We start from the raw sequence: 24611 nt of genomic DNA on the forward strand, positions 1-24611 counted from the left end.
CGTGTGTAGGAAGCGGTATGCGTCCTGACACATGTATGTTCAAGTCGACAAGCGGTGCATGATCAAACCGAGCAACACACCGCTAACGACGACTGCCTGTCCATCTGCCAAAAGCGGCAACGGACTCGCCTTTTTACCCAACAAATGGGTTGGCGAATGCAAACAACATGGCGATACCGACACCGATCAGGAAAGCAGCATCGATCAGACCGGCCAACAAGAACATCTTGGTTTGCAGAGCGTTCATCAGTTCTGGCTGACGAGCGGATGCTTCCAGATATTTACCACCCATCAGGGCGATACCAATGCAAGCGCCAAAAGCGCCCAGACCGATGATGATACCGCAAGCAAGAGCAACGAAAGCTACGTTGGTCATGACAACTCCTTGGTTAAAAATCAGGTGTAATTCAAAAAAATCAAAGCGTTAGCAAGCTAAGCCTGCTCCCCCCAACCAGACACCATTGTCCAGTCGGAATCGGATTAATGGCCTTCGTGTGCTTGTCCGATATAGACAAGGGTGAGCATCATGAAGATGAACGCCTGGAGCAACACAATCAGAATGTGGAAGATTGCCCACACAGAACCGGCCAGAATGTGACCGAGACCCAGTCCCAGGCTGGCGCCATTAAACCCTGTCCATGCGCCACCCAGCAGAGCGATCAACATGAAAACCAATTCACCGGCAAACATATTGCCGAACAACCGCATGCCCAAAGACACAGACTTGGCCGCGTACTCGATGCAGTTCAGCAAGAAGTTGAAAGGTGCGAGCAATACAGCCATCAGGCCAGTCGCGGTGAACGGTGCAGTAAACAGCTCTTTGACGAAACCGCCTGGATGCTTGATCTTGATGCCGTAGTAGAACATCAGCAGCAGCACGCCCATGGACATGCCCATTGGCACGTTCAAGTCAGCGGTTGGCAAAATACGGTGGTAGTACAGAGGGTCGCCATGTTCGGAGGCCAGACCGGTCTGGATGAAAATCCAACCCAGGCCATCAACCGGCAGCAAGTCCAGCACGTTCATCATGAGGATCCACAGGAACACGGTCAGCGCCAGAGGCGAGACAAACTTCCGGGACTCGGCATTGGGAACAATGGATTTGGCCTGATCTTCAACCCAATCGACCAGCATTTCTACGAAAGACTGCAAGCGACCTGGTACACCGGCTGTTGCGGCCGAAGCGGCACGCCACAGAAAGAAAACCACAACCAAGCCCATCAGCAGGGACCAGAACATGGAGTCGTAGTTAATGACACCGAAGTTGGCCAGAACATCCTGTTTTTCACCCACGTTATTCAAGTGAACTAAGTGATGCTGGATGTACCCTGACTGAGGCGAAATATCACTAGCAGCAGCCATCTGTATTTACCCTGTGATGTATATGTTATGGGACAAGCCCGTGAAACAAAATTCGTTATGGCAGCTTGCGAAAAAACAGCAGCAGCACATATCCCTTCAAGACACATAGCAAGCCAAAGAGCAAGGCAGGCCAAACCAACCAGCCTGTGTTTGCCATGGCAGCCGCTGCCAGTGTCAATACCGCAAAGCCAAGCTTGAATGCTTCCCCCCAAAAGAAGGAAAGGGCGCCGGCGTTGCCACCACCCATCAAACCTAGCAAAAGACGCAATGCGAACAATGCGTTAGGCACAAAATAAGCAGCCGCACCGATAAGTGCCGAGGCTGCTGCATATGCGCCGGAAATCCATGCCGACAGGCCAATGGCCAACAGGCCCATAAAAGCCTGGGCAAACAGTGTGCGCACAATTCCTTGCCCTGCCCGGCGAGCCATGCGGCTACGTTGCTCGGGCGTCAATACGACGGGTTCGGGAAATGGTGCTTTGTCCCCTGCTGCCTGCACCGTGGCTGTGGTGCCTGTTTGCTGATAAAACGGCTGATTCATAATAGGAAACTATCAGATAACGTTGTGTGGGTGGATGTACTGCAAAGGCCTTGGCCAATCCATCCGCGCAATATTATCGGCCCCTTTTAAAAAGCCGGTGTCGTCAAACCCATAAAGTATAGCGTCTTTTTTTTGTTGTAAGCAAATTCAGCCTTGCTTGTTTGATACTTAATGCAAGGCTGATATACGCAATCCCAATGGCATCAAGGGGTACGCTTATTTTGTAACATTGCAGCGCAGCAATTTTACAACACACCCCCTGATTTATCAGCGATTGGGAAACTTAGCGATGCTTAAACTCAGGCTTGCGCTTCTCGACAAAAGCACGCATCCCTTCTTTCTGATCGTCAGTGGCAAACAAGCCGTGGAAGTTGCGGCGTTCAAACAGCAAGCCCTCTTCCAAAGACGATTCAAAAGCGCGGTTCACGCACTCTTTGGCCATCAAGACCGACGGCAGCGACATGCTGGAAATAACCGTTGCGGCATCAAGCGCTTCTTCCAACAATTTGTCGGCAGGCACCACGCGCGAGACCAGACCGGAACGCTCAGCCTCTTCGGCATTCATCATGCGTGCAGTCAGAATCAAATCCATGGCTTTGGCCTTGCCCACGGCCCGAGGCAGACGTTGCGTACCACCGAAACCGGGAATTACGCCCAGTTTGATTTCTGGTTGACCAAAACGGGCAGAGTCAGCCGCAATGATGAAGTCGCACAACATGGCCAATTCGCAGCCACCACCCAAAGCATAGCCAGCAACGGCAGCGATGATGGGTTTGCGGAAACGGCGCAGTTCTTCCCACTGGCCACCTAGATAGTCCTGGGAGCTGACATCGTGGTAGTTCCAGTCTTTCATGGCACCAATATCGGCACCGGCCGCAAACGCTTTTTCGTTACCGGTCAGCACGATACAACCGATTTCGTTGTCGGCATCGTATTTCTTTAACAGGGCATACAACTCGGCGATCAGCTCGTTATTGAGCGCATTCAAAGCCTTGGGCCGATTTAATGTCAATAAAGCAACACGACCATGCACCTCTGCTTTGACTAAGGGTTCGTTCATGCTGACTCCCAGAAAAATTAAATAGAATAGGGGAATGGAACCTACACCCGTACTTTACCGTGCCGAGCCGACAGATCTCGCCGGCCACCGCCTGACTGTCCAGATACAGATCACTTCTCCCCAAACCAATGGCCAGGTATTAAGCCTTCCGGCCTGGATTCCTGGCAGCTACCTGATCCGCGACTTCTCGCGTCAGATCGAAAGCATAGCCGCCTTCTGTGGCGAAAAACCGGTTTCCATCCACAAGCTGGATAATCACCGTTGGCAGTGCGAGCCCTGCAAGGGTCCCTTGAGTGTGCAATATCAGGTCTACGCCTGGGACCTATCCGTGCGCGGCGCGCATATTGATCAGACCCATGCTTTCTTTAATGGCACCAGCGCCCTGCTGGCCGTTGAAGGTCAGACCGAACAGCCATGTCTACTGGAGCTGGTGCCCAACCAGGACATGGAGGATTGGCAGGTTTACACCAGCCTGCCCGAGGCCACTGGCATGCCCGGCGCGGCCGAACGTTATGGTTTTGGCCTGTATCGCGCCCGCAATTACGATGAGCTGATCGACCATCCCATTGAAATGGGCACCCCACAGGTCATCAGCTTCTTTGCGCACGGCGCCGAACACGAGCTGGTTTTTACCGGCGTCATTCCCAATCTGGATTTGCCTCGTATCGCCCGCGATGTAGAGAAAATCTGCACCGAACAAATCGGTTTTTTTGAGCCTGAAACCCGTCGCGCGCCCTTTCTGGACAGCAGCTCGCGCTACGTGTTCATGACCATGGTGACCGATGACGGTTACGGCGGTCTGGAGCATCGCGCCTCGACCGCCCTGATGGCTTCGCGCCGTGACCTCCCCACCCAGGGCCAGGACAAATCGATAAAAAGCGCGGGCTACCAAACCTTTTTGGGTTTGGTCAGCCATGAATACTTCCACACCTGGAACGTCAAGCGCATCAAGCCTGCCGCATTTGCGCCCTATGACTTGAGCCGCGAAAACCACACCCGATTGCTGTGGGTGTTTGAGGGCTTCACCTCTTACTACGACGATTTGATGCTGCTGCGTTCGGGCGTGCTGAGCGAACCAGACTACCTGAAGCTGCTGGCCAAAAACATCAACGCCGTCGAGCGTGGCCCTGGCCGCCTCAAACAGTCCGCCGCGCAAAGCTCTTTTGATGCATGGACACGCTATTACAAGCAGGACGAGAACTCCCCCAACGCACTGGTCAGCTATTACAGCAAGGGCGCCTTGATTGCACTGGGCCTGGACCTGTGCATCCGCAGCCATACCCGGCAAGCCAAGGGCCTGGATGATGTCATGCTGCTGATGTGGGAACGCTATGGCCGCGACTTCTATCAAGGCAAGCCACAAGGCATTCCTGAAGATGCCATGTCTGCCCTGATTCTGGAAGCCACCGGCTACGACGCCACAGACTTCATTGCCCGCTATGTTGAAGGTTGCGAGGACCTGCCCTTGAAACCCTGGCTGGCCGAACACGGCCTGAAGCTGGAATGGCAAGCCTCCTCCAAGCTGCCCAGCCTGAACGCCCGCTTGCGCCAAAGCGCGGGCCAATGCCAGTTGGCCACTGTGTTTACCGATGGTGCAGCGCACCAAGCCGGCCTGTCCGCCGGTGACACCCTGGTCGCCATTGACGGCTTACGTGTCAACGACACCGCCAGCCTGGAACGCCTTCTGGCCGCGTACGAGCCCGGCCAGACCGTTCAGGTCCACGCTTTCCGCCGCGATGAACTACACTGCTTCACGCTGCAACTGGCACGCCCTGCATTGGACGAATGCGTCCTGAGCCGCCAGTCCTGATTGACTTCACAGGCCCGCCCCACCCGGCGGGCCTGCTCCTTTTTTTTGCCATGACGACACGCCGCATATTTATCAACAATCTGGTGGTGCAAGCCTCTATCGGCATGCTGGACCACGAGCTGGTTCACCGCCAGCCCCTGCATATTGACGCCGAATTCGACACCACCATTACGCAAGACGTAGAGGACAGCGATATTGGCACCGTGCTGGACTACCGCCAGTTGCGCGAGGCGCTGATTGAAGTCAGCACCACCGAACACACCAATCTGCTGGAAACGCTGGTGGAACGCCTGGCTGATCGCATCCAGAATGACTTCCCGACCGTGGAACGCGTTAAAATTCGGGCCAGCAAACCCGAGGCCTTTGCCGATTGTGATGCCGTTGGCATCGAGATCGAACGCCACCGCTAAAGCCCCCGCCCCGCTTCCAGCCGGGGCCTCGATGATACTTCTCTCCGCTTTCCCTTATGTCCCAAGACACCAGCCCCTTACCTTCTTCCGAAACCGATACGCCCGTCTTTGCCAGCAAGGCCGAACGCAAGCAGCGTGTTAACGACAACAAGCTGAGCAAACGCATCATGCGTGAAGTAGGCCGCGCGATCGGGGACTTCAACATGATCGAAGAAGGCGACAAGATCATGGTCTGCCTGTCCGGCGGCAAGGATTCCTACGGCCTGCTGGACGTGCTGATGACATTGCAAAAGCGCGCTCCCATCAAGTTCGACATCGTGGCCGTGAATCTGGACCAGAAGCAGCCCGGTTTTCCTGACCACATCCTGCCAGAGTATCTGGAAAAGCTGGGCGTGCCCTATCACATCGAAACCCAGGACACGTACTCGGTGGTCACTCGCGTCATTGCCGAAGGCAAGACCATGTGTTCTCTGTGCTCGCGCCTGCGCCGTGGGATTTTGTACCGTGTCGCCAAGGAGCTAGGCGCCACCAAGATCGCCCTGGGCCATCACCGGGACGACATTCTGGCTACCTTCTTTCTGAATCTGTTTTACGGTGGCCGTATGAAAGGCATGCCGCCCAAACTGATGTCGGATAACGGCGAACATATTGTGATCCGCCCTCTGGCTTATGTGCCCGAGAAAGACCTGATCGCCTACGCCAAGCTGAAAGAATTCCCCATCATCCCCTGTAACTTGTGCGGCTCACAAGAGAACCTGAAACGTCAGGAAATCAACCGCATGATTGCAGACTGGGACAAGAAATTCCCGCACCGCTCCTGGAACGTCTTTGGCGCCCTGACCCGCGTGGTGCCATCGCACCTGATGGATCCCAAGCTGCATAACTTTGCAGATCTGAAGGTGACAGGACAGGCCGATCCCGAAGGAGACAAGGGCTTTGACCAGGATTACTTCGACGATCACCTGCCTGAGAGCCTTTTGGCCACAGGCTTTGAAGAAGAAGCCGATGATGCCGCACCTACTGTGCGCCAGGATGCCTTCACTCCCGCCCAGCCAGCCGCTTCTGGCGAGCAGCAGATTGTGTTCATGAGCAAAAGGCGCTCCGGCCAATAAAGCGAGTGGTCGACGCTCCAACGCCGACAGTCCTCTGGGCCATGGAACGGATGGTCTGTGCCCAGAAAAAAACACCACTCCAAGCTGTAGAGCGGATCATCTTTTTCGATCGTGGCACCAAAAGCCCTCCAAACCCTAGCGCCTACAGATCAGAGATCGCCACTGCTTGGACTGCTTGGACTGCTTGGACTGCTTGGACTGCTTGGACTGCTTGGACTGCTTGGACTGCTTGGACTGCTTGGACTGCTTGGACTGCTTGGACTGCTTGGACTGCTTGGACTGCTTGGACTGCAACTTAGCGTAGCGCTTACCGCCAGCAAACACACCAACGACGGACAACAAAAAGCCCCGATATAAACCTTCAAAACCTGGATTTAACGCCAGATGCCAATGGTTTATATCGGGGCTTTTATACCCACTGAACGGCTATCCAGCCTTAGTTCGGCGTTTGCGAACCATCCCAGCGTTCACCGGGCACCTGAATATCAAACAGTTCCAGCACCCGCATCACCGTGTGATCGACAATATCGTCGATACTTTTGGGACGCAGATAAAACGCGGGCATAGGCGGGAAAATAATCCCGCCCATTTCCGTGACGGCGGTCATATTGCGCAGATGCGCCAAATTGAATGGCGTTTCACGCACCATCATCACCAAACGGCGACGCTCTTTCAAAGTAACGTCTGCTGCCCGGGTAATCAGGTTATCGGACAGACCATGTGCCACAGCAGCCAGAGTGCGCATCGAACAGGGCACAACCACCATGCCAGCAGTCGGAAAACTGCCACTGGCCAGGGTTGCTCCCACATCGCGAAAGCTATGCACCTGATCGGCCAGAGCCTGGATCCCATGCCTGTCGATATCCAGCTCATACTTGATGTTCAACACCCCGGAGGGCGAGATCACCAAATGGGTTTCCACATCCGGACAGGACTGCAGCACCTGCAGCAAACGCACGGTGTAGACTGCCCCGGTGGCCCCGGTCATGCCAATGACCAGGCGTCGCTTGGTGCTCACTCCAGAGCCCCAGCCTCGCGCAGCATGGTTTCCAATTCGCCGTTTTCGTACATTTCAGACACGATGTCCGAACCGCCGACGAATTCGCCCTTGATATACAGTTGAGGAATGGTGGGCCAGCTGGAGAAATCCTTGATGCCCTGACGCACTTCGGCGTCGTCCAGCACATTGACCACAACCACTTGGCTCAGACCAACAGCGCGCAGGATCTGCACGGTACGGGCGGAGAAACCGCACTGAGGAGCTTGAGCTGTGCCCTTCATAAACAGCACAACAGGGTTTTCCGTGACGGTTTCGCGGATGAAATCTTGAACTTCACTCATGATGTTCTCTTAAGAAAAGAATTAACACTGTCCACCTGTGACCCGCCGGATTCCTGCCAGATCTTCATAACTGACGATCTGTTTGAACCCTGCCTGCCGCAGCATATTTTGCACATGGTCGGCCTGATCCCAGCCGTGCTCCATGAGAAGACTAGCACCGGGGCGTAGATACGGCCCGGCTCCCTGAACTATTGTACGCAAATCCGTCAAGCCGTCAGAGCCATCTGTCAGTGCCTGACGCGGCTCGAACCGCACATCGCCCTGCGCCAGATGTTCGTCATCCACTGCAATATATGGAGGGTTGGACACGATCAGGTCAAAAGGTTCCTGGCCTGTCACGGCATCGTACCAACTCCCCAGGCAAAACTCGACTTTCCCACACAAACGCTGAGCATTTAGGCCGGCCTGCGCCAAGACCAGCGTGCTGATGTCACTGGCGACCACCTGGGCATCGGGGCGTGCCAACGCCAAAGAAACAGCAATGGCACCGCTGCCACAGCCCATATCCAGAATGCGGGGGGCTTTGATGTGCTGCACGCGCTCCAAGGCACGCTCGACCAGGGTTTCCGTATCGGGGCGCGGAATCAGCACCGAAGGCGATACCAGAAACTCATGGCCCATGAATTCGCGGACACCGACGATATAAGCCATAGGCTCACCCGCTACCCGCCGGGCCTCCAGGGCTTGATAGCGTTGAATCTTGTCCAGTGGCAACTCGTCCGTGTCGTGCGCAATCAGCCAGGAACGGCCAACACCCAGCACCTGCATCCACAGCATGTCACGCTCCAGACGCGGCAAGGGGCTGAGCCGCTGCAAAGCTCGCAGAGTACGAGGGGAATCGGCAGGCGTGACCGTTTGAGGCACGGCCTGCTCACCGGATAGGCTCATGCTCACGCCTGCGCCAGATCAGCCAGCAAGCCGGCCTGATGTTCGGACAGCAAAGCCTTGATCAGCTCGTCCAGATCGCCGTCCATGATGTAGCCCAACTTGTACAAGGTCAGGTTGATACGGTGATCCGTCATGCGGCCTTGCGGGAAATTGTAGGTGCGAATGCGCTCGGAGCGATCTCCCGTGCCGACCAGGCTCTTGCGCTCGGCAGCTTCCTTGTCGGATTGCTCACGCTGCTGCTTGTCTTTCAGACGCGCAGCCAGCACCTGCAAGGCTTTCTCACGGTTGCGGTGCTGAGAGCGATCATCCTGACACTCCACTACCAGCCCGGTAGGCAAGTGAGTCAGACGAACGGCAGAGTCCGTCTTGTTCACGTGCTGACCACCGGCACCACTGGCGCGGAAGGTGTCCACACGCAAATCAGCGGGGTTGATGGTGATCTCAGCCAAGCCTTCAGCCTCAGGCAACACGGCCACCGTACATGTAGAGGTGTGAATGCGGCCCTGGGCTTCAGTTTCCGGCACACGCTGCACACGGTGCGCGCCAGACTCGAATTTCAGGCGACCATAGACATCCTGGCCTTCAATACGCACGATGACTTCTTTGTAGCCACCCACCTCCGACTCGCTGGCAGACATGATTTCCGTGCGCCAGCCACAGTTTTCGGCGTAACGCATGTACATGCGCAGCAAGTCCCCGGCAAACAGGGCACTTTCATCACCACCGGCACCGGCACGGATCTCAATAAAGACGTTGCGGGTATCATCCGGATCACGGGGCAACAAGAGGATTTGCAGCTCGTCTTCCAATTGAGCAATACGCTCTTTGCCCAGCTTGTATTCTTCCTCGCCCATTTCCTTCAATTCAGGGTCGGACATCATGTCCTGAGCAGCCTGCAAATCGCCCTCGGCCGCTTCATAGCTCTTGAAAGCCGTAACGACAGGGTCCAGCTCGGCACGCTCACGCGACAGTTTGCGAAACTCATCCATATTGCCGGCAATTTCTGGCTCGGCAAGCATGGCATCAACCTCATGCAGACGGCGAGACAATTGCTCAAGCCGACCGCGCATAGAGTCTTTCATAGGGAACAGCCTAAAGGGAAAATCAGAAGGTCTGGGCGCAGTTCAAAGCAAACGGGCTGCACCGCAGAAAAGTCGGTGAACAGACAGCAGCCCAGACGCTAACGTCGACGGGTAGTCGAGGGCAACAGGCGAGGCAACAGATCCAGCAACTGTGCGCGCTCCGCACCTTCGCTGCGCGTCAATTCGGCCATGGGGCCATGCATATACTTTTGAGTCAGGCCATGCGCCAGCATTTCAATGACCTCTGCCGGATCATCACCGCGAGCCAGCATACGACGCGCACGCTCCAGCTCGTGTTGGCGTACTTTCTCGACCGACTGCTGCACATTCAAAATAGCGGGCACAATCGCCCGGGTGCCAAGCCAGTGCATATAGTGCTGCACCTGGGTGTCGATAATGGCTTCAGCCTGGACCACCGCAGCCTGACGGGCATCCGCACCGCGCTGTACAAAGCGGCCCAAATCATCGACGGTATACAGGTAGACGTCATCCAGACGGCCTACTTCGGTTTCAATATCGCGTGGCACGGCCAGATCGACCATGACCACAGGGCGGTGACGACGCGAACGCACGGCCCGCTCCACCATGCCCAGACCCAAAATGGGCAAAGTGCTGGCCGTACAGGACACCACCACATCAAAATCTGCCAGACGCTCGGGTACATCCGCCAGCTTCATGGTGCTGGCCATAAAGCGAGACGCCAGGTTTTCAGCACGTTCCTGAGTACGGTTGGCGACCACGATGCTACAGGGGTTCACCGCCGCAAAGTGCGTGGCGCACAGCTCGATCATTTCGCCGGCACCAATAAACAGCACCTTGGCTTGGCCAAGATCACCAAACACGCGCTCGGCCAAACGAACTGCTGCTGCCGCCATGGACACCGAATGCGCACCAATCGCGGTTTGCGTACGTACTTCCTTGGCCACCGAGAAGGTACGCTGGAATAATTGATGCAGCAACGTACCCAGCGAGCCGGCCTCGTTGGCGGCTCGCACGGCGTCTTTCATTTGACCCAGAATCTGGGGCTCGCCCAACACCATGGAATCCAGACCGCTGGCAACGCGAAACGCATGGCGCACGGCTTCATTCTGGTTGTAGCGATACAAATGAGGGGTCAGCTCGGCAGAGCGCAGGCTGTTGAAGTCCGCCATCCACTCGGGCAGACGTTCGGCCACATGAGGCTCGGCCGCACAGTAGATCTCGGTGCGATTACAGGTAGACAGGATGGCTGCTTCACGTACACCTGTGCCAAAAGTGGCACGCAAGGTATCAAGCGCAGGCTTTAACACATCGATCGGAAACGAAACGCGCTCGCGCACGGCAACCGGCGCGGACACATGATTCAGACCGAAGGTTAGAACATCTACAGACATGAGCAGTACAGGCTATAGCCTTGAAAAGACCAAGACAGGCAGTTTTTGCAAACGCAAAACGCATGAAATTGAAGTGATTTTACGCCGCAAGCCGCAGTTTTGCCAAAAATGTTACTTGAATTGCCTTTTTGTGATTACAATTGCACTCCTTTATGCAGCCCTCTTTTCGCTGAAAAGGGCCTCCCCCTAGGGGTACGGCAAATTTGAAGTCGAAAAGATGCATAAATTTTTTGTTGTACTATGTGCACAAATAAAAAAACGTGGTATAGTTTTATTTTTACCGAGCAGTACACGTTGGCCTGGTAGCTCAGTCGGTAGAGCAGAGGATTGAAAATCCTTGTGTCGGTGGTTCGATTCCGCCCCAGGCCACCACCCGAATTCCCAACGTTGCCCAGCAACGCCAACAAACCCGCATAAGCATTGGCTTTGCGGGTTTTTTGTTGCCCAACGATGCCCAGGTTTGCCCAAGGACAGCAAACTGTTTTGACAGTACAGTTGACAGTACGAACCCTGAATCACTCGGGTACATCAAAAAAATACTGTCTTTTCACTGCAAAACGCTTATGGCCACCCTGGCAAAATTGACTGACCTGGCTTGCAAACAAGCCAAGCCAGCCGAGAAGGTCCGCCGCCTCACAGATGGCGGTGGCCTGTATCTGCTCATAGACCCAAAAGGATCCAAATACTGGCGCTACGACTACCGCTTCCACGGTCGCCGCCAGACTCTCGCCCTGGGCATCTATCCTGAAGTCAGCTTAATCCGCGCTCGCGATCTACACACCAGGGCGCGAATGCTCCTTGCGGATGGCGTCGACCCAATGCAACAACGCAAAGTCGACAAGGTGCGCTCCGCCCTTTCAGCCAACAACACTTTTCAAAGCGTGGCTGAGGAATATCTGGCAAAAAGAAAGCTTGTGTGGGCAGCTAGCCATTTCGAGAAGATTGATGGCAGGCTAAGAAGGGATGTGTTCCCATGGATAGGCTCACTCACCATGGACAACATTAAAGAGCCGGAACTACTAGCTGTCTTAAATCGTATAGAGGGACGTGGGGTAATCGAAACAGCTCACCGTGCTCGCGAGAACTGCGGCCAAGTGTTTCGATACGCAATTCAAACTGGCCGGGCCTCCTATGACCCCACCGTTAACCTACGTGGTGCCCTGGTCACTGCCAAGGCCAAACACTTTGCCGCTATAACCAATCCTCGCGATTTTGCGAAGCTCTTGCGCAGCATGTACAGCTACAAAGGCGAGCTGGTGACCAGGTGCATCCTTCGCTTGTCCGCCCTGCTATTCCAGCGCCCAAAGGAACTGCGCCTGGCCATGTGGTCTGAATTCGATTTAGAAGGGAAGAATTGGGGTGCTCCGATGTGGGAGATCCCGTCTGAAAGAGAGGGTCAGTTGGGCGACACCAAAATATCACTGACCGGCTGGGAGTCGCACTTAGTGCCTCTGTCGCGTCAGGCGGTCGAGATTCTGAAGGTACTGCAGCCAGTTACTGGCCGCAGCGGCATGGTGTTTCAGTCACCGCTCAAACCAAGGCAGCCTATTTCAAACAACACACCAATGGGCGCGATCAAGCGGCTTGGGTTTCAAGGGCAAATGACAGTACATGGATTCCGAGCATCTGCCCGGACGATGGCTGTCGAGCTGCTCGGTATTGATCAGGATCTGCTGGAACTACAAATCAGCCACAAGGTCTCTGACAGCCTTGGGCGGGCCTACAACCGCACAACTTGGCTCAAAGAACGTGTAGAGCTGATGCAGACCTGGTCCGACTACTTAGACACGCTGGCCACCGGCAACAATGTGGTCCCATTGTTACGGGCAGCCAACGGATAATGTCCTATTGCTTCGGTGGATCCTGACGGTAAGCCCCAGGATCCTGTAGCCAGAGCAGCACGTCCTGGCCACGGTAGCATGTGCAACGCAGGCTGAGCCGGACAGGAGCCGGTGCTGTCCCTGCTGTCACCCGCTTGCGCCAGGTCTCCCTGGACACTGGCACCATACCTGCAATGTCCCTCCAACGGTACAAGCCGTCAGGATTGAGCTTTTTTTCAGACATTACACCCTCCCTCGGCGTGTTTGATCATTGACTTCAAAGTTTCTCTGTTCTGCATAACGCCTACTCTTTTGAGAAGACCCAGCAGCTCATAGAAGTGCTGGTACCGGCTGGCTGGCTTTCGCGCTCTTTAATTCCGCTATTGACCACACGCCGATCTAAAAACTTATGCTGCCTGCTGGTTTTCAAGACCTTTTTCAAGTCGCGAATGGCAGGGATCTGCTGCCGAGCCTCTGCAGCTGCCTGAATAAAGTGGTTCAAATTGATGGCTATCAACCCAGGATCACGGGAATGGTTCAATCGCGGTGCCACCGGGTCTGAGCCGTTCAGGTAGTCATATGCCTCCCAGAACTCCTGGACCAGCGGATGATCGGCGCTCAAGGCTTGCTCACGCTGCTTGGCCAACAATCGAAAATGCTCATGCAACTCATGCAGCTGGTTATCGGTCATTGGCACGATCAATTGCAGTGCTTCTGCAAGCGCCATCATCTGGGCATGATTTAAAGCAGTACGCACATTCTTAATACCTTCTTCCTCAAGAAGCGCTGTTTTATGCTCCTCAGTTTTTGACACAACAAGCTCGAGCACGTCTTTGGTGCGCAAAATCGACCTTAATGTGAAGCCGCTGAGCTCCTCGACTGTCATGCTGCTTATTCGTTTGTAAGCGGCAGCTGAGCCTTTCGTGTGGTTAGATTTGTCAAAATACAAATGCACGATCCGAGAAAGAATCGCCTCAGAAGCACTGACGACATTGTTTTGAGCAATAACAATCGCACCTCGAAAAGGTGGCTCATAGGTCTCGTTCCCGCTTGTAGCCATACCGCGCGACCGCAGGCTGCGACCGTTGTAGGCCGTCTTTAGCTCGTCCCAATCAAACGACTTAACGTGAGCCTTGCCGTCGCCACTTTGCTCCCGCTCGGACTCGATCAGCACCGATGGCATATTTGAAATTTGGGCAAGGTTACGCGCCCTCCCAGCATTCGTGGATTTTGAAGGGTCCCACCCCTCATGCTCATCACGCCCAAGCAACTTCCACAGGAACTCAATCACTGTAGTTTTGCCGGCGCCCGCCTCCCCTACTATTTCTAAGAATGGATAGCTTTTTTGCTCCTTGCGGATTTGCTCGGCAAAAAGCGATCCAAAGAAAAAGGTCAGCGCAGCCAGGCCTTTACTCCCAAACGCCTCTGCATAGAACTGAAACCAGTCGGACCTATAGTCGCGCAGGTCACTATTCAACTGAACATCCACTGATTGCAGTAGGCTTTTTATAGATAGCTTGCCGACGTCGAAATAGTCTTCTTCATTTAGGGGATAGACCCTGCCATCCCGCACAGCCACATTTTTGTACACATAGGTATCGTGCTCACGCGAATAGCCAATGAAGTCCACGGTCTCCACTCGCTTAATATCGAACAATTGATGCCGCATGGTCCGTTCTAGCATGGAATTGGAGCCGGTATAGACGGCCCCAGGTGCGATACCTAGCAGCCGTTTCTTGAACTCACTCGCTGTAGAAATTTGCCCAGCAGTAAAAGTATTTTTGATGGCTGCGCCATCGTGTGGAAACTCCACTCTGAAGTAGTACCAGGACTCATCAGTGATTTTGTTCTGTTGAAAGTACAGGGGTGTAGGCAAGCAATTGGCAATTTCACGAACGCTTCCAGACTCACGCATGGCCTGCTCGCGTAATTCCTCCTGGTCCAGGCCTGATTTTTCTTCTGAGATTCGATCAATTGCCTTGTTGTATTTCTCAATGTCCAGGTCAAACCAGTACTGACGATTGCCAAAGCCAAACTCAAAGGAGTTATGGCCTTTCTTCTCATAAATCAGCCGACCACGCTCTGCAGCTGTTCTAGACGTTAGAACTGCGCCTTCGTAAAGAAACTCCTCAAGCCCTTTGCTGCTTAGGTAGTGCCTGGCCGGATCCTCCTGGTTACGGTCAAAAAGCAGGAGGTCACTCCAGTCTCGTTTGACCTTTCCTTGCGGAATGATGGCTGCCTGACAAAGCCACCCTTCTTTCTCTGCACGGGCCTTCCACCTCGGAATGTATGTGCGTCCTGATTTATCACCATCCAAGGCCCAGACCAGGCTAGGCAAACGCCCCTTACGGGTCTCCCGCAACTGATCCAGGAACAATGCTGGGTAAACATTGCTGGTCATTGCCGCGATCGCTGGCGCCCCTGCCTGAGTCAGCGCGATAGCATCAAAAATCCCTTCCACAATCCAGAGTTTGCGAACCTCCTGGAGCCTGACTGACGGAGGAACAAAACAATGCCCCTTGAACGGTACCCCGAACTTGAAATTAGCTTTTTTCTCAAAGCGGCCTGGCTCATCAATAAGACGCTCCCACCAGGTATCGCCAACAGCAAAACGCACTGTAGCCGTACCTATATTCAGGTTCTTATCGTAGTAGCTCTCTTGCGTGTAGCAGCCTTTAATCAGCGATAAATCAAACCCACGACCTATGTTTAAGTAGGCATCTGCAGCTGCAGTGGGGCTTTCCTTTGTTTGGGGGTAACGACGAGACCAATGTTCAAATAGGTCCGGGTACAACTCCTTGATTGGCACCTCATAGCCGCATTTATTTAAGCGGCCGCACTTAATGACCCAGGGATTATCAGCTTTGGTATACAGCTCCTTTTTGCCGCAGGAAGGGCAGCGCCCCTGCCGCAGCCAGCCGGAGCGCTCCTTGAAGTCAAACTCACCCAGCTTGATCAAGGCTTCGTTCAAAATGTCAGGGGACATGAGCATTTAACGGTCAACCAATTTGCGGAACTCAGCAACGCGAAAAGCGCTCCTGGCCTCCATATTTATCAAAGACTTGTGCTCGTAAACTGCGCTGGCTCGATCCCAGTTCGACTCCAGCTCTTTACGAGCCTGCCCCACCAACTCAGCCACAACAAAGGCAGCACATACGGTCTTGCGCTCATTCGTCAGCATCGAAGAAGCTCCTTTGAGGTGACTGGTTCAAAACGTCGAAAACGTGCTCGACCTCAGATCGCTCCATAACTGGAAGATCCACACTTGGATCCGGCAGGCCGGATGGGGAAATGGTGCGGACTGCTTCTAATGTGGCGACCCAGGAGTGGCCGCAAGGCACCTTGTTGCACAAGAAATAGACTTTGCGCATCGTTCGGGAAACGCCAGTGCTGGTTCGGATCTGCGCACGACTACCGCAGTGTGGGCAGTCCATGCCTACGCGTAGTGCCATAGCGCTACTCCTTCTTGCCCTGACGCATCTGCTCTAGGCCTAAGCGAAAGCAAATACGGGCAAATTGTGCAAGGGTGCGCTCGTCAGCAGCTGCCAACTCGCGTACCTGAGCCATCTCCGCAGGCGGCAAACGAAGACCAATCATTTGAGGGGTGGTGTCGGGGCTAGTGCGGGCTACCCCCTTAGTGGTATGTTTCATGGCGTGACTCTCGATAACAGAAGTGACATTCGTTATTGTGGTAAACAAACGTTTACCTGTCAATCGAAAAAGGAAAGAAATGCTTACCTTTGGGCAGCGCTTGAAAGAAGAACGGGAAAGGATGGGACTGTCGCAATCGGACTTTGGTGCTTTGGCCGGAGTCTCAAAGGTGAGCCAGATCAACTATGAAAAGGACGTGCGAAGTCCTGACGCCAAGTACTTGTGCGCTCTGCATGAGAACAAGATTGACACCTGCTATCTACTGTCAGGTGTACGGGCGGCAAATAGGTCAACCATCGCAGCAGAGCTGGCAGGTTTATCTAATGCTTGGGAAGCTGTGGATTGGGCGCTGGCGGAAGCTAAAAAGACTTTGCCGCCCGAGAAGAAACGTAAAGCTGCTGAAGCACTCTACATGGCTGTAAAGCATGGCGAAGGGGAAGCTAAGCCCTTAGCCCGATTGATGAGCAAAACTGCATAAGGACTCCTCGTGAGAACAGTTGCATTCAGATGTATTAATACAAACTTAATCTGACAGAGCCTATCTGAAATGTAATACAGGAAATACCTCATAGAAGATGGCACCAATCAACGCCCCAGCCGGTCAATGACTTCCAAATTGACCCCTCCTGGTAAGGAGGAAACTGTGTACAGAACAATCCACTACACTCAGCTCGCCCCGCAAGTTTTTCGGTGTTAATGAAGGCTTGAATTAAAATAATTTATGGCAAAGATCTACATTTCCTACCAACGAACTGACCAAATGTTCGTCACTCAACTAGCTCAGCGACTTAAGGCTGCTGGGCACTCACTTACCTATGATATCGACACACTTGCGCCTGGAACGGATTGGCGCACTACTCTGGATCAGGGACTAAAGACATCGGAAATATTTGTCGTTGTTATTTCGGAGAGTACGTCAAAATCACAGTACGTATTAGCCGAGGTTGGAGCGGCCAGAGCATATGCGGCCGATTCAGGCCGCATGTTAATCGTACCGGTAATCATTGACGACAGCCCACTACCGCTTTCACTCCAAGATATCCAGGCGATTATCCAGCCGGATAAAAATATTGATGAGATTTCGCAGAAGATCGAAGTAGCTGTATCTACTTTCATTGGGCGACGCGCAGCAATAGAAGTTAAAGCCTCTGCTGTAGCCCAGCAGCTCCAGAAGAATGCAGCCAGCTACATACAGGTTGCAATAAACTCTCTTGCTGGTCTGGAAGTCCGCGATCGTCGGCTAGGCTACCTTTGGTACATGCTCGGCTTCTTGTCGCTCGTAGCTGGTATCTGGTTCGCGGTGCAAAGCCTCACAGCTACAACTCAGCAAACAACACTGCCCACTGAAAGTCTAATCCTTGCTGCACTCAAGGCACTTCTTGTAATTGGCCTACTTGGAGCGTGCGCCAAGTACGCCTTTTCACTCGGCAAGTCCTATGCAAGCGAAGCCCTGAAGTGTTCAGATCGAATTCATGCTATTCGATTTGGAGAATTTTATCTGCAAGCTTTTGGGGAAAATACCCAATGGGCGGAACTGAAGGAAGTATTTCAGCACTGGAATATTGACCGAAACTCTTCTTTTTCAACTCTCGAATCTTCATCTTTCGACCCGAAGTTCATCGAATCAACGATTGAGTTTGCCAAACTATTGCAGTCGAAGTCAGGGAGAAATTGAGTCTTAAGCATTTATAGTGAATCCACTTTCTCAATATGTCGCCGTCTACTCAATGCCTCGAATCCAAAACCGAAAGTGGATGCTCTGATATTTGATCATCCACTATTTTTCATAGTCAGACATAAGTTACCATCGGACAGATCAATTTCTTAGCATCCCATTGGCTATCATCAGCATGAGCGCTGCTTCAACCACCATGTGGTCAGGAGACGCAACTGTAGGATCGTTAGCTATTTCATCCATCTGACCTACAAGCGTTTCAGCAATTTTCTTGATCGCTGGCATGCGGCCACTACTAATAGTGTTCTGCACAAGTGGAACAAAACTTTCTCGATTGTAGGTAGCGGATACCATATCCGCTATCGTGGCTAACTTATTTTCTGGAGTCGCCTGCTTCCACTCTAGCAAGGTTGCATCGTGTAAGGTACCGCCCTCATACCACTGCTGAGCTAAAGCCATGGCTGCAAACAGCGCCAGCCAAAGAGTAACAAAACCACGGAATATAAGACGCATTAATTTTCCTCGTTAATAGATCTGGCCGATGTTAATAAAGTAATCTTTTATAACATTTTAATTTCTTCAACTAACGAGCTGTAAAACCCGAATGAACGTGCATTATCTTTTTGGTGAGCCGCCCGCAGAGGTCGAGCCATACCGTGATTTTTTAAGAGAGCTTCTGGCTGAAGCCACGCCAATGGAAGCCGACCACCACCTGGTTGAAATAAAAAAAACGGCGCAAGATTAATCGCACATCAAGTCAGTTTGACGTTTGTATTTTGATTTCAAACACTTTAAAAAAAGCCCCTTTAAGGAGGGGCCTATTCTAACTTTATTGCTTTTCTTCTTGGTCATCCAGCTCCTCGATTCCCTGAGTTTCCAGATCTAAGGTCAGCCGTAAACCACCAGAACCATCCAGACTGTGTTCCAAGTTTTTCACAAGCCACTCAGTCTCTCGAATGGGCGGTTTCATATTCGTAAATTTGACCCGATACTGTGGGGTCATTTCGGGACGGCTCACTGCCATACTGAATTTCATACTTGCTGTACCGCGACGAATCCGCTGCCACTCAGCCTGTGCAGCCTGTAAAGCGTCTGTCTCGTTGGCATATGTCTCGCGCAGGTGCTTTGCATTGCCCAGAACCCCTACGACCACAGAACGCTTCTTGCTTTTACGGGTATCAAGCCACATTGCTTTAACGCCGGTGTACGAATCCCGACCGACCTGCTGGAAGTTATGGCTATCCCCATCACTTCGTAGCAGCTCCAGCAAAGGCATCTGTTGCCCGTTCTGAGTTCTAGCACCCGTAATCACCAAGAATACCAGTCGCCCATCTTTAACATTGGCCACGGCATCGTAGCGCTTACCAATACGATTCAAGAAAGCCAGGTCAGACTCATTTGTTTGATCAATGTGCTCCACCTTGATTTTTGCGAACATCAGGTCCACAACCGGCTTTAAGCCATGATCTGCCGCCACAGCCTCCACAATTTCCTTTACGGTCTTTTTATGAAAGCTGCGCTCAGTACGCGTGCGTAGCGGACTAGTCATATCCGCAGAACGGCCACGCAACGTGATGATGTCGGGTGTGCCGCTATGCGTCAGCTCGTCTACCGTGAACGTACCTTTATCGACCAGGCCGATATGACTCCAGCCAATTGAGATTGCAAGCACGGCTCCCAATGGCGGGATCTCCAACAAACCATCGTGATCACTAAGGGTAATGTCGAGCTGGTCGGCCTCATCACCACGACACTCTCGAATCGACAGACTGATCAAACGCGGATTAAGCGCCGGTGCCAGATCTTTACCATCCAACAGCACGCGCCAAACCGCACGAGGATAAAGGGGATTCATAAAGCATGCCGCCTTACAGTAATACGTGTGAGGGGAGTTTCAAATCGCCCAGGAAGGCGTCGGCTTTATCTTCATCAATGCGAGTCAATGACACACTGAACTCGATACGACGCGCCTGGCCAAATTGATTGTGTACTGACTGGCTTTCCGTCAGATTTGTAATCACATAAACCCCATGGAAAAAACCCAGGCCATCCACCAAAGTGAAGGCCTTACCCGTGTCACCCATGTTCCGTAAGAAACTGATAGACGCAGCCATGCCCATCTGGCCAGGGGCGAGCCACCCAGGCAAAGTAATGGTTTCATCGCCTACGCCCAGGTACTGAAAAGCAGCTCTGGCACCTACACGACTGCTTTGTGCGTGACGCCAGGATGTCTGCCGCTCAAGAGTTTGATACGCTGCCGTGTTCATTCCGAACATGAACAGACCCAATGCCATCATCATTTTGGGATCCTCAATAGTCGTTTAGGCTGGAACGCTGCCGGGCACGCTGCTCGTTCTTGTACCGCTCCAGCTCGAGGCGCACTGCCTGTGCGATGTCCGTAGGACTTTGGCCAGCCTGCGGATAAATATTGATCTCGATGTGATCGCCTCCCTGGCTATACCGAGAGTTCGTGGACTCTTGTCTATAGGTGTTCTGCTGGACCTGGTGCTGGATTGATGGCCGAGTGTCGAACACCAAAGCACCCACACGCTGCAAGGCCTGCTCCACGGTCTGGCCAACGCGAGAAAGAACATCACCGGCTGGGGCCAAGAAACTGCCCAGACGCTCGCGTAATTGATCCAGCATAGAGACGGGCTGACTACCCGCCTCATTGACAGCAGGGACCACCGGCGGCGGCAACACAGGCAGCTTTTCCTGCCAGCGGATCGTCCCCTCATCTTTCACCTGTTGTGGGATAGGATCCTTACGAACGATTGGCTTACGCACCTTTGGAACCGTTCGACTCCGCTCACGCAGCTCCTGCAGTTTCTCCAAAGGCTTCGCTTGCTCCACTGCCTCAACCGCTTTAGAGATGTACTTGTGTGCCTGGGCTTGCAAGGGATTTGCGCCAGCGGCCATTGCCACACCAGCAGACAGCACGGTTGCGACAAGCCCCTTAACAGCCTTGCCTACAGTCGGCTTACGCTGCGTCACACCGATAGCCGCGCCCTCAGAAATATTCTGGCCAAAGCCCATAAAAACACGGCTGGGCGAGTGAATCCCCAACTTTTCTTTGAACCAGCCGGTGACTTGGTCGCCCAGGCCGGTGATCGAGTCCTTTACGGCACCGGCCATTCCCTGGATGCCGTTGACTAGGCCCGACAGCATCATCGAGCCAAAGCCCGTAAATTTTTCAGGCAGCTCCACACCAAAGTAGGACATGACGCCAGACATCACCTGGTAGAACAGCCCCAACGGGGACCAGTTAAGAATGACTGCACCAATGCCAGCCAAACCTCCCGATGCGCCCATCGACAAATCAGACCAGAACTTTGTGAATAGCCCCTGTACTGCCGACCAGGCACGGCTTGCACCATCGCCCAAAGCTCGGAGCATCGCCATACCCGCTTCGCTTAGCGAACCTGGCACCTCGACACCTAAATAGCTCAATACGCCCGCCCAGGCCTTGTATATCCACCCCAAAGGCGACCAGTTCACCAGGAGTGAAATTACGGCGCCTACGCCTTGGTCAAACGCGGATCGAATCTGGCTCCAAAGCCCAGCGAAGAATTGCCGGATCGGCTCCCAGTACTTGATGATTAAGTACGCGCCGAGTGCTATTGCTGTGATCGCCAGGCCAATCGGATTGAGCAACAACAAGCGGCTGAATGCCAAGAAACCCCGCGCCAGCATGGAAAAGGCTCTACCACCGACTTTCGCGAGCAGAGATAGAGCGCCTCCTCCCTTGATCCCCAACATGCTTAGCCCAAACCGGACCATGACTATGGGGCCAAGAATGGACGCCAGCATAAGCGTCAACGCCCCACCTGCCGCAATAACAACCGCCAGGACAGCCGCCACACGCACCAGCCCTGAAGTCAGTTCAGGATTGGCCACCATCCAGGACTTGATACTCCCGACAACACCCGTGACCCACTTCACCAAACCACGCAAGGCACCGTTCTGCTGCTCCTGCAACTGGATACCCAGATCCTCCCAGCCGCTGCTTAACTCATCCAAATCCCCCTTCAGGTTGTCGCCCATAATCTGGGCCACCTGCCGCGACTCTCCCGAGGCCTGCCGCAAAACTTCGATCAGGGCTTGCAATGCTCCGTTACCAGCCTGTTGAACCAGGACCGTCATTGCCGCACCTGCTTCTTCGCCCGCAATGGCCTTTAGAAGGCCGCCGCGCTCCACATTACCCATTTTGGCTGTGCGTTCATGTATTTCTGAGAGCAAGTCAGGCAACTGACGCATATTGCCTTGAGCGTCTTTAACTTTGATCCCCAACTGCTCCAAAGCCTTAGCCGCCTCTTTAGGCGGTGCAGCCATACGGCTAAGAATCGCGCGAAGTGCAGTCCCGCCCATCGACCCCTGGATACCGGCATCCCCCAGCTTGCCCGCAGCCGCCGCCATAATCTCGATGTCTTGACCGTAAGCCGCTGCATTGGGCGCGGCATATTTCATGGTCTCACCCAGCATGTGGATCGAGGTGTTGGAGCGTGTGAATGCCGCAACCATCACATCACCGACCTTTGTCATGTCGGCGGCCTGCAAGTTGAAGCCGGTCAGAATATTGGAGGCAATATCGGCTGTCTGACCCAAGTCCATATCCCCCGCCTTGGCCACGTCCAGCATGGCAGGCATCGCGGCGATGATGTCCTCGGGCTTAAACCCAGCCATCGCAAAGAAGCTCTGCCCTTGCGCCGCCTCTGTTGCGCTGAACATGGTCTTTTCACCCAGTTCCCGCGCCTGCTGGCGCAATGCCGCCAATGCCTCGTCGTTGTTACCCAGACGAGACAAAGCCTGCACCTTACTCATGGTGGCATCAAACTCAAGACCAGGAGCCATCATCTTCGCGCCGGTGTACAACGCACCAGTCCCCACGGCCAGGCCGGTCGCGCCAGTGGCCGCCATGCTTGAAGTCAGAGCTTGGCCACGAGCCAGACGCTCTTTGGCCGCATTGACACGCTGCTGCTGCCGGGCAACTTGATCCAGGCGCGATTTCTGTTCAGTCAACGCACGATTGGTTTGAGCGATGTTTGAGCGCAGCTCACGTTCGCCAGAGGACAGTTGACGGGTCGACATGCCAGCAGAGTTGAGTCTGGTGCGCAATGTCTGCAGCTCATTGCTTTGCTGGCCATGCGTCTGTTTAAGCCGCTGCGCGTCTGCTACGGCACGCTTGAACTCTTGCTGCATAGCTCGGGTAGGCTGTGCGACTCCACCCATTGCGCGGGCCAACTGCTGCACCCGGCCCTGGGCCTGCTGCAGCTCTGTTCTAGTTTGATTGAGTCCAGCCGACAGCTCCCGAAAACGGCCTACGTCCTTCTGTGTGGCCTCCAGGCCGCGCAGTCGGTCTCGTAATTCTTTCAGGGATTGAGAGGATGTGCCTGCCCCGCCTCGGATCCTCTGAAGTGGAGCGGAGATCTTGTCTTGCAGGGCAGTGAGAATTTTGAGTTGTAGGGTCTTGCTCATGTCGATTCCAGACCCTACATCCGTCAGGATTCGGGCTGAGTGCGCTCGCGGGCGCGTTCATGCCAGTCCATCAGTTCAGACACGGTCATGTCTGTCATGGCCGACGGCGGCCAGTGAAAGACCACGGCCAGGTCGGCCATGATCTCGTCCACACTTAATGGAAGTCCTGCTGCAGCTTCTTCTGTGCCAAAAAAGTGGCAACTTCCACACCCAAAGCAGTCAAATCAGCCGGATCCAAACTTGCCACCTCCTGCTCTACCAGCGCTGGCTGACTGATACGGGGAATCAGCTTGATCAGACTGGACACATCCAGGTTAGCCAGGTTGGCCAAGTTCAAACCGCGCAGCTCGCCGGACTTGGGTTTGCGCAACTGCACATGCGTGATCACTTCTGCTCCGCGCTTGATGGTGGTCTCCAGCTCGACTTGGCCAGGCTGGGTAGCGACCGGGGTTTGTGTCTTGATCGTCTCGTCTTTCATAGCTTTCTCTTCTGAAAAAAGTTAAATGCCCAGAGCGGCACGGATGCCCTGGCTTAGGTCATTGCCACCAATGCGTTTGATCAGATTGATGGCGTCGATCTCAATCAGCTCTTCGCCATTTAGCGTGAGCTTGTAGTAGCTCAGTGAGGTCGTGATCTTCTTCTTGGTGTCTTCACCGGCCTTGGCCGTACCCATGTCGATCTCGCTATGACGGCCACGCACCACAATTTCGAGTGCTTTCACTTCGGCCACATCATCGCTTTGCACGGCACCGGCGAAACGCAGCCCGAAGGAGCCATGTGTCATAGATCCAAATTGACGGAACACCTGGGGGTCAAAACCGCCCACAGTCCACTCCATCGTCATTTTCTCCATGCCAAAGTCGATGTCGACAGGCACGTCCATGCCGCCACCGCGCCACTCTTCCATCTTTGCGGTCAGCTTGGGCAAGACGATCTCTTCGACCTGGCCAATGTAGTTCTGGCCTTCATTGAACAAATTGAAGTTCTTGAGCTTTGCAGGTAATGCCATCG

At 53.9% G+C, this 24611-nt stretch carries 28 protein-coding genes and 1 tRNA gene; 8 read left to right on the plus strand and 21 right to left on the minus strand.

What is annotated here, in order from left to right; genetic code table 11:
- Positions 1 to 133: 133 nt before the first annotated feature.
- From atpE to OKX01_RS16735, 4 genes are all read right to left on the minus strand, one after another.
- Positions 134 to 376, minus strand: a complete 243-nt coding sequence (gene atpE / locus OKX01_RS16720; protein WP_003805001.1) for a F0F1 ATP synthase subunit C — start codon at positions 374 to 376, stop codon at positions 134 to 136.
- Between the two features lie 104 nt (positions 377 to 480).
- Positions 481 to 1362, minus strand: coding sequence for a F0F1 ATP synthase subunit A (atpB, locus tag OKX01_RS16725; protein WP_094197903.1), 882 nt, complete (start codon positions 1360 to 1362; stop codon positions 481 to 483).
- A 55-nt stretch (positions 1363 to 1417) separates the two neighbouring features.
- Positions 1418 to 1903, minus strand: a complete 486-nt coding sequence (locus OKX01_RS16730; RefSeq protein ID WP_230019341.1) for an ATP synthase subunit I — start codon at positions 1901 to 1903, stop codon at positions 1418 to 1420.
- A gap of 283 nt (positions 1904 to 2186) precedes the next feature.
- A complete protein-coding gene (locus OKX01_RS16735) occupies positions 2187 to 2963 on the minus strand; it encodes an enoyl-CoA hydratase (protein WP_094197904.1) in 777 nt (258 codons plus the stop codon).
- A 34-nt stretch (positions 2964 to 2997) separates the two neighbouring features.
- Between OKX01_RS16735 and OKX01_RS16740 the strand changes: the two genes are divergently transcribed.
- From OKX01_RS16740 to ttcA, 3 genes are read left to right on the plus strand one after another with little or no spacing between them, the layout of a single operon-like run.
- Positions 2998 to 4773, plus strand: a complete 1776-nt coding sequence (locus OKX01_RS16740) for a M61 family metallopeptidase (protein ID WP_249460339.1) — start codon at positions 2998 to 3000, stop codon at positions 4771 to 4773.
- Positions 4774 to 4823: 50 nt separating this feature from the next.
- Positions 4824 to 5183 (plus strand): dihydroneopterin aldolase, encoded by a 360-nt coding sequence (gene folB, locus OKX01_RS16745; protein WP_094197906.1) that lies wholly within the window; start codon positions 4824 to 4826, stop codon positions 5181 to 5183.
- 56 nt (positions 5184 to 5239) lie between these two features.
- A complete protein-coding gene (gene ttcA, locus OKX01_RS16750; RefSeq protein ID WP_094197907.1) occupies positions 5240 to 6295 on the plus strand; it encodes a tRNA 2-thiocytidine(32) synthetase TtcA in 1056 nt (351 codons plus the stop codon).
- Between the two features lie 135 nt (positions 6296 to 6430).
- On the opposite strand, the gene OKX01_RS16755 is transcribed toward ttcA, so the two are convergent.
- The 6 genes from OKX01_RS16755 to hemA form a co-directional block, all read right to left on the minus strand.
- Positions 6431 to 6637, minus strand: a complete 207-nt coding sequence (locus OKX01_RS16755) for a hypothetical protein (RefSeq protein ID WP_264672100.1) — start codon at positions 6635 to 6637, stop codon at positions 6431 to 6433.
- Positions 6638 to 6731: 94 nt separating this feature from the next.
- Entirely contained in the window at positions 6732 to 7313 is a 582-nt protein-coding gene (locus OKX01_RS16760; RefSeq protein WP_264672101.1) for a UbiX family flavin prenyltransferase, read from the minus strand.
- The gene (gene grxD / locus OKX01_RS16765; protein ID WP_094197909.1) at positions 7310 to 7636 is read right to left on the minus strand and encodes a Grx4 family monothiol glutaredoxin; all 327 of its coding nucleotides are present in this window, start codon (positions 7634 to 7636) and stop codon (positions 7310 to 7312) included. Before grxD ends, OKX01_RS16760 begins: the two co-directional genes overlap by 4 nt.
- Before the next feature lie 21 nt (positions 7637 to 7657).
- Complete coding sequence (gene prmC, locus OKX01_RS16770) at positions 7658 to 8524, minus strand: peptide chain release factor N(5)-glutamine methyltransferase (protein ID WP_264672102.1); 867 nt, start codon at positions 8522 to 8524, stop codon at positions 7658 to 7660.
- A 2-nt stretch (positions 8525 to 8526) separates the two neighbouring features.
- On the minus strand, positions 8527 to 9606 hold the full coding sequence (gene prfA / locus OKX01_RS16775; RefSeq protein WP_125277953.1) for a peptide chain release factor 1: 1080 nt from the start codon (positions 9604 to 9606) through the stop codon (positions 8527 to 8529).
- A gap of 98 nt (positions 9607 to 9704) precedes the next feature.
- Positions 9705 to 10979: a glutamyl-tRNA reductase gene (gene hemA, locus OKX01_RS16780; RefSeq protein ID WP_094197912.1), complete on the minus strand. Its 1275-nt coding sequence runs from the start codon at positions 10977 to 10979 to the stop codon at positions 9705 to 9707.
- Between the two features lie 296 nt (positions 10980 to 11275).
- Between hemA and OKX01_RS16785 the strand changes: the two genes are divergently transcribed.
- Both OKX01_RS16785 and OKX01_RS16790 read left to right on the plus strand, forming a co-directional pair.
- A tRNA-Phe gene (locus OKX01_RS16785) sits at positions 11276 to 11351 on the plus strand.
- 191 nt (positions 11352 to 11542) lie between these two features.
- A complete protein-coding gene (locus OKX01_RS16790; protein ID WP_264672103.1) occupies positions 11543 to 12820 on the plus strand; it encodes a tyrosine-type recombinase/integrase in 1278 nt (425 codons plus the stop codon).
- Between the two features lie 283 nt (positions 12821 to 13103).
- Here OKX01_RS16790 and OKX01_RS16795 read toward each other — a convergent pair whose 3' ends face one another.
- Genes OKX01_RS16795 through OKX01_RS16810 form a run of 4 tightly spaced genes read right to left on the minus strand, consistent with a single transcriptional unit; the run spans position 13104 to position 16450 of the window.
- A complete protein-coding gene (locus tag OKX01_RS16795) occupies positions 13104 to 15785 on the minus strand; it encodes a toprim domain-containing protein (protein WP_264672104.1) in 2682 nt (893 codons plus the stop codon).
- Between the two features lie 6 nt (positions 15786 to 15791).
- Complete coding sequence (locus OKX01_RS16800; RefSeq protein WP_264672105.1) at positions 15792 to 15980, minus strand: hypothetical protein; 189 nt, start codon at positions 15978 to 15980, stop codon at positions 15792 to 15794.
- Positions 15967 to 16251 carry an ogr/Delta-like zinc finger family protein gene (locus OKX01_RS16805; RefSeq protein ID WP_319802192.1) on the minus strand — a complete coding sequence of 95 codons (285 nt, stop codon included), beginning with the start codon at positions 16249 to 16251 and terminating at the stop codon, positions 15967 to 15969. Before OKX01_RS16805 ends, OKX01_RS16800 begins: the two co-directional genes overlap by 14 nt.
- Positions 16252 to 16255: 4 nt before the next feature.
- Positions 16256 to 16450, minus strand: coding sequence for a hypothetical protein (locus OKX01_RS16810; protein WP_264672106.1), 195 nt, complete (start codon positions 16448 to 16450; stop codon positions 16256 to 16258).
- Positions 16451 to 16472: 22 nt separating this feature from the next.
- Here OKX01_RS16810 and OKX01_RS16815 point away from each other — a divergent pair, with 22 nt between their 5' ends.
- On the plus strand, positions 16473 to 16928 hold the full coding sequence (locus OKX01_RS16815) for a helix-turn-helix domain-containing protein (RefSeq protein ID WP_264672107.1): 456 nt from the start codon (positions 16473 to 16475) through the stop codon (positions 16926 to 16928).
- 243 nt (positions 16929 to 17171) lie between these two features.
- Positions 17172 to 18125 carry a toll/interleukin-1 receptor domain-containing protein gene (locus tag OKX01_RS16820; RefSeq protein ID WP_264672108.1) on the plus strand — a complete coding sequence of 318 codons (954 nt, stop codon included), beginning with the start codon at positions 17172 to 17174 and terminating at the stop codon, positions 18123 to 18125.
- 141 nt (positions 18126 to 18266) lie between these two features.
- Here OKX01_RS16820 and OKX01_RS16825 read toward each other — a convergent pair whose 3' ends face one another.
- Positions 18267 to 18638 (minus strand): hypothetical protein, encoded by a 372-nt coding sequence (locus tag OKX01_RS16825; RefSeq protein WP_264672109.1) that lies wholly within the window; start codon positions 18636 to 18638, stop codon positions 18267 to 18269.
- 91 nt (positions 18639 to 18729) lie between these two features.
- Between OKX01_RS16825 and OKX01_RS16830 the strand changes: the two genes are divergently transcribed.
- Entirely contained in the window at positions 18730 to 18870 is a 141-nt protein-coding gene (locus OKX01_RS16830) for a hypothetical protein (RefSeq protein ID WP_264672110.1), read from the plus strand.
- 84 nt (positions 18871 to 18954) lie between these two features.
- Here the strand turns inward: OKX01_RS16830 and OKX01_RS16835 are convergent, their stop codons facing one another.
- From OKX01_RS16835 to OKX01_RS16860, 6 genes are read right to left on the minus strand one after another with little or no spacing between them, the layout of a single operon-like run.
- On the minus strand, positions 18955 to 19980 hold the full coding sequence (locus tag OKX01_RS16835; protein WP_264672111.1) for a contractile injection system protein, VgrG/Pvc8 family: 1026 nt from the start codon (positions 19978 to 19980) through the stop codon (positions 18955 to 18957).
- A 13-nt stretch (positions 19981 to 19993) separates the two neighbouring features.
- Positions 19994 to 20425, minus strand: a complete 432-nt coding sequence (locus tag OKX01_RS16840; RefSeq protein WP_226349135.1) for a phage tail protein — start codon at positions 20423 to 20425, stop codon at positions 19994 to 19996.
- A gap of 10 nt (positions 20426 to 20435) precedes the next feature.
- Positions 20436 to 23600, minus strand: coding sequence for a phage tail tape measure protein (locus OKX01_RS16845; protein ID WP_264672112.1), 3165 nt, complete (start codon positions 23598 to 23600; stop codon positions 20436 to 20438).
- A 23-nt stretch (positions 23601 to 23623) separates the two neighbouring features.
- Entirely contained in the window at positions 23624 to 23740 is a 117-nt protein-coding gene (locus OKX01_RS16850) for a GpE family phage tail protein (RefSeq protein WP_115634321.1), read from the minus strand.
- 14 nt (positions 23741 to 23754) lie between these two features.
- Positions 23755 to 24078 carry a phage tail assembly protein gene (locus OKX01_RS16855; protein WP_264672113.1) on the minus strand — a complete coding sequence of 108 codons (324 nt, stop codon included), beginning with the start codon at positions 24076 to 24078 and terminating at the stop codon, positions 23755 to 23757.
- Positions 24079 to 24099: 21 nt separating this feature from the next.
- Complete coding sequence (locus OKX01_RS16860; protein ID WP_264672114.1) at positions 24100 to 24609, minus strand: phage major tail tube protein; 510 nt, start codon at positions 24607 to 24609, stop codon at positions 24100 to 24102.
- Between the last annotated feature and the right edge of the window lie 2 nt (positions 24610 to 24611).

Source organism: Alcaligenes sp. SMD-FA (genome assembly GCF_025960365.1).
Classification (GTDB): Bacteria; Pseudomonadota; Gammaproteobacteria; order Burkholderiales; family Burkholderiaceae_B; genus Alcaligenes; species Alcaligenes aquatilis.